Raw genomic sequence first — 4,657 nt, 5'->3', positions numbered from 1 at the left:
TGGTGCCGTCGCAGGTGTCGGTCGTGCACGGATTGCCATCGTCGCCGCACGCCGTCCCGCTCGGCTGCGTTGCATCGGCGGGACAGGCGGTATTCGTCCCGTCGCAGCTCTCGGCCACGTCGCAGTCGCTCGCGGCCGCCCGGCACTCGGTGCCGGCGTTGCCCGCCGCGTGCTGGCAGGTAGTGCTGGTGCCGTCGCAGGTGTCGGTCGTGCACGGATTGCCATCGTCGGTGCACGCCGTCCCGCTCGGCTGCGTTGCATCTGCGGGACAGGCGGCATTCGTCCCGTCGCAGACCTCGGCCACGTCGCAGTCGCCAGCCGCTGGCCGGCACTCGGTGCCGGCGTTCCCCGCAGGGCCGCCCTGGCACTGTCCGCCGCTGCAGGTGTCGTTAGTCGTGCACGGATTGGCGTCGTCACATGGAGCGGTGTTGTCGGTGTGCATGCAGCCCAGGGCCACGTCGCAGGTGTCGTCGGTGCAGGTGTTGCCGTCGTCGCAGTTGGGCGCGGTGCCCCCAACGCAGCTGTTGTTCACGTCGCACGTCTCGAGCCCGTCGCAGACGTTCCCGTTGTCACAGTCCGCGTCGGTCGTGCAGCAGCCGGGGATCGGAGCGTTGACGCAGCCGATGGCGGGATCGCAGGAGTCGTTGGTGCAGACCAGGTTGTCGTTGCAGTCGAGCAGCGTCCCCGCCTGGCAGCCCGCCACCGGGTCGCAGGTCTCCAGACCGTCACAGGGGTTTCCGTTGTCGCACACGAGCGGCGTGCCGCTCTGGCAGGCGCCCGTAACGCAGGTCTCCGTGCCGGTGCAGACGTCGCCGTCGTCGCAGTCGGCGTCCGTAGTGCAGCAACCCGCGATCGGTGCATTCACGCAGCCGCCCGCGTTGTTGTTGGCTGCCGGGTCGCAGCTGTCGGCGGTGCACACCATCCCGTCATCGCAGGTCGGGGCCGAGCCGAGCACGCACGTCCCATCCTGCGGGTTGCAGGTCTCGAGGCCGTTGCAGAAGAGGCCGTCGTCGCAGGTGACGGCGGGCGTGTGGTTGCAGACGTTCTGGACGGTGTCGCACGTGTCGGTGGTGCAGGCGTCGTTGTCGTTGCAATCCGGGTCGGCGTTGCAGCATCCGGCGATGGGCGGGAAGCTGCAGGTGCCGGTGGCGTGGTCGCACGTGTCGGTCGTGCAGACGTTGCCGTCGTCGCAGACCACCGGTGTTCCGGCCTGGCAGATCCCGGTCGCGACGTCGCAGGTCTCGAGGCCGTTGCAGGCGTCCCCGTCGTCGCAGTCGAGGTCCGCGGAGCAGCAGCCCTGGACCGGCGCATTCAGGCAGCCGCCCGCCCCGTTGTTGGCCGTCGGATCACAGCTGTCGGCGGTGCAGACCAAGCCGTCATCGCAGGTCGGACCCGTGCCGGCGACGCACTGGCCGGTGCCGGCGTCGCAGGTCTCCGTGCCGTTGCAGAACTGGCCGTCGTCGCAGGTGACATTGGCCGGGTGCGTGCAGTTTCCGCTCCCGTCGCACTGGTCGGCGGTACAGGCGTTCGCGTCAGGGGTGCAGGCCGTCGCGGCGGGCGTCGCGCAGTGGGTGTTCTCGTCGCAAGGACCGTTGTTGCACTCGGCCCCGTTAAAGCAGGGATCGCCGCTGCTAACGCACTGCCCGATGATCGTATCGCAGGACTCGGTCCCGTTGCAGAAGACCCCGTCATCCAGGCAGTCGGCATTCGTCGTGCACGGAGTCTGAGCCCAGGCAATGCGCCCGCTCGCGACCGTGACCGCCACCACCGCCACCATCACCAACAACCTCGTCCTCATGCCTCATCCCCCCGATGCTGGAACCGGAGCGAGACGGTCACCCGCAGCTACAGCCGCCACTCGGCGTGCAGCTCGGGCGCAGGCTCGCGAGGGCTGGTGTGCCGACACGCAACCAGCTGCCATCGGTGAGAGGGAACCCCCACACCTCGACCCCCGCCGTCTCTCCTCATCAGCTCCCTACAATAGCCGTCAGCCTCTTATCGGCAACGTCGTGTCCGAAGTCAAGTCAAGAAGGCTATTAGGAGCCCAGATTGCTTCCTCGCTGGGAAACCGCGAAGGTCGGGGCGGGTCGCCCTCATGCCGTCGGCCTGCTGGAGGGGGGGTGACACGATTTTGACCTCTCGGAACGGCCGGCGGAGGTGACCCGCGGGGACCATAACCCTGGGGGCGTACACGGGGGGCCGGCTGGCGCGTCCGCCTGTGACTCCTTCGTTACGGCCCCGCGCGGCGGACGCCTCGCCGACCCGGCTCGGTCCAGGGATTCATGCTCCGAGCCGAGGAGGCCGGGCCCGCCGGGGGGACTCCAGCCCCGGGACGATGTACTTGACACCCCCGGTGCAGCGCGGGTAACGGAAGCAGAGGGGCCGTCGTGCGAGGATCCGCCACCCTATCCCTCCTGGGCGAACTCTGGAGCTTCATGCGCGTGCGCAAGAAGTGGTGGCTCGGACCGATCGTCCTCGTGCTCGCCCTCTTCGGCGCGCTGGTCGTGTTCACGCAGGGGTCGGCGGTCGCGCCCTTCGTCTACACGCTCTTCTAGCCCATGCAGGGAGTCTCGGGCGCCGAGCTCCGCCGCTTCGGTCTCACGGTGGGCGGGGCGTTCCTCGTGCTCGCGCTCGCGAGCTGGTGGCGCGGGCACGTGCTGCCGCCGCGCGTGCTGGGCGCCGTCGGCATGCTGCTCGCCGTGCCGGGGCTCGTTGCGCCGGCGGTGCTCGCGCCGGTGCAACGCATCTGGATGCGCGCGGCCACCCTCCTCGGCGCGGTGAACGGCCGCCTCATCCTGACCGCGCTCTTCTACCTGGTGATCACGCCGGTCGGCTTCGTGCTGCGGCACTTCGTGCGCGATCCGCTCGACCGCTCGCTCGCGGACGGGACGGCGAGCAACTGGGTCAGGCGCGAGCGGCAACCGGTCGAGCGCAGCCGCTACGAGCAGCAGTTCTGATGGCGACCATCCTCGGCATCTCGGCCTACTACCACGACTCGGCGGCGTGCCTGGTGCGCGAGGGCGAGATCGTGGCGGCGGCGCAGGAGGAGCGGTTCACCCGGAAGAAGCACGACGCCGGCTTCCCCACACACGCGGTCGCGTACTGCCTGCGCGAGGGCGGCATCGAGGCTGCCCACCTCGACTACGTCGGCTTCTACGACAAGCCGCTCCTCAAGCTCGAGCGCCTGCTCGAGAGCTACTGCGGCGTGGCGCCGAGGGGGCTGCGCTCGTTCCTCACCGCGATGCCGGTGTGGATGACGGAGAAGCTCTTCACCCGCGACCGGATTCGGAAGGCCCTCGGCGGCTACGCCGGCCCGGTGCTGTTCGCCGAGCACCACGAGTCGCACGCCGCGAGCGCGTTCTACCCCTCCCCCTTCGCCGAGGCGGCCGTCCTCACCATGGACGGCGTCGGGGAGTGGGCGACCTCGTCGTACGGCATCGGCCGCGGCAAGGATCTCGAGCTGCTCGCCGAGCTCCACTACCCGCACTCGCTCGGCATGCTCTACTCGGCCTTCACCTACTACACCGGCTTCAAGGTGAACTCGGGCGAGTACAAGGTGATGGGGCTCGCGCCCTACGGTGAGCCCAAGTACGTGGACCCGATCCTCGACAAGGTCGTGCTCCTCAAGGAGGACGGCTCCTTCAAGCTCAACATGGACTACTTCAACTACGTGCACGGGCTCACCATGACGAACGGGGCCTTCGACGGGCTCTTCGGCGGCCCGCCGCGCAAGCCCGAGTCGAAGCTCACGCAGCGCGAGATGGACGTCGCCGCCTCGGTGCAGGTGGTGACCGAGGAGATCATGCTCCGCATGGCGCGCCACGTGCATCGCGAGACCGGCATGGAGAACCTCTGTCTCGCCGGCGGCGTGGCGCTCAACTGCGTCGGCAACGGGCGGCTCCTGCGCGAGGGGCCGTTCAAGCGCCTCTGGGTCCAGCCGGCGGCGGGCGACGCGGGGGGCGCGGTCGGCGTCGCGCTCGTGATCGAGCACAAGGTGCTCGGCACCCCGCGACGGCACCGCTCGGAAGGCGACGGGATGAAGGGCTCCTACCTGGGCCCCGCCTTCTCCGACGAGGAGATCGCGCGCTTCCTCGTGTCGGTCGGCGCGGTGGCCGAGAAGCTCCCCATGCCCGGCCTCATCGAGCGCACCGCGGAGCTCCTCGCCGAGGAGAAGGTGATCGGCTGGTTCCAGGGCCGCATGGAGTTCGGCCCGCGCGCGCTCGGCAGCCGCAGCATCCTGGGCGACCCACGCTCGCCCCGCATGCAGTCGGTGATGAACTTGAAGATCAAGTTCCGCGAGGGCTTCCGCCCCTTCGCCCCGAGCGTGCTCCGCGAGCACCTCGCCGAGTATTTCGAGCTGGACGTCGACTCCCCCTACATGCTGCTCGTCGCGCCGGTGTGCGCAAAGTGGCGCATCCCGATGACCGAGGAGCAGCAGCGCCTGTTCGGGATCGAGAAGCTCAACGTGCCGCGCTCGACGATCCCGGCGGTCACCCACGTCGACTACTCGGCGCGCATCCAGACCGTGCACGGCGAGACGAACCCGGTCTACCACACGCTGCTGAGTCGCTTCCACGCGCTCACGGGCTGCCCCGTCCTCGTGAACACGAGCTTCAACGTCCGGGGTGAGCCGATCGTGTGCACGCCGCGCGATGCC

3 protein-coding genes are annotated in these 4,657 nt (G+C 69.4%); 2 read left to right on the top strand and 1 reads right to left on the bottom strand.

Features of this window, described 5'->3' with window-relative positions:
• The coding region (locus E6J59_06200; GenBank protein TMB21287.1) for a hypothetical protein at window positions 1-1,798 on the bottom strand (1,798 nt) is incomplete at its 3' end.
• A gap of 760 nt (window positions 1,799-2,558) precedes the next feature.
• Between E6J59_06200 and E6J59_06195 the strand changes: the two genes are divergently transcribed.
• A complete protein-coding gene (locus tag E6J59_06195) occupies window positions 2,559-2,957 on the top strand; it encodes a sxtJ (protein ID TMB21286.1) in 399 nt (132 codons plus the stop codon).
• Window positions 2,957-4,657, top strand: a 1,701-nt coding sequence (locus tag E6J59_06190) for a hypothetical protein (GenBank protein ID TMB21285.1), incomplete at its 3' end; no start/stop codon positions are given. The genes E6J59_06195 and E6J59_06190, both read left to right, overlap by 1 nt.

This window comes from Deltaproteobacteria bacterium (assembly GCA_005879795.1).
Classification (GTDB): domain Bacteria; phylum Desulfobacterota; class Binatia; order DP-6; family DP-6; genus DP-6.
Note: the sequence above shows the minus strand (reverse complement) of the source record. Positions and strands in the feature narration are given on the sequence as shown.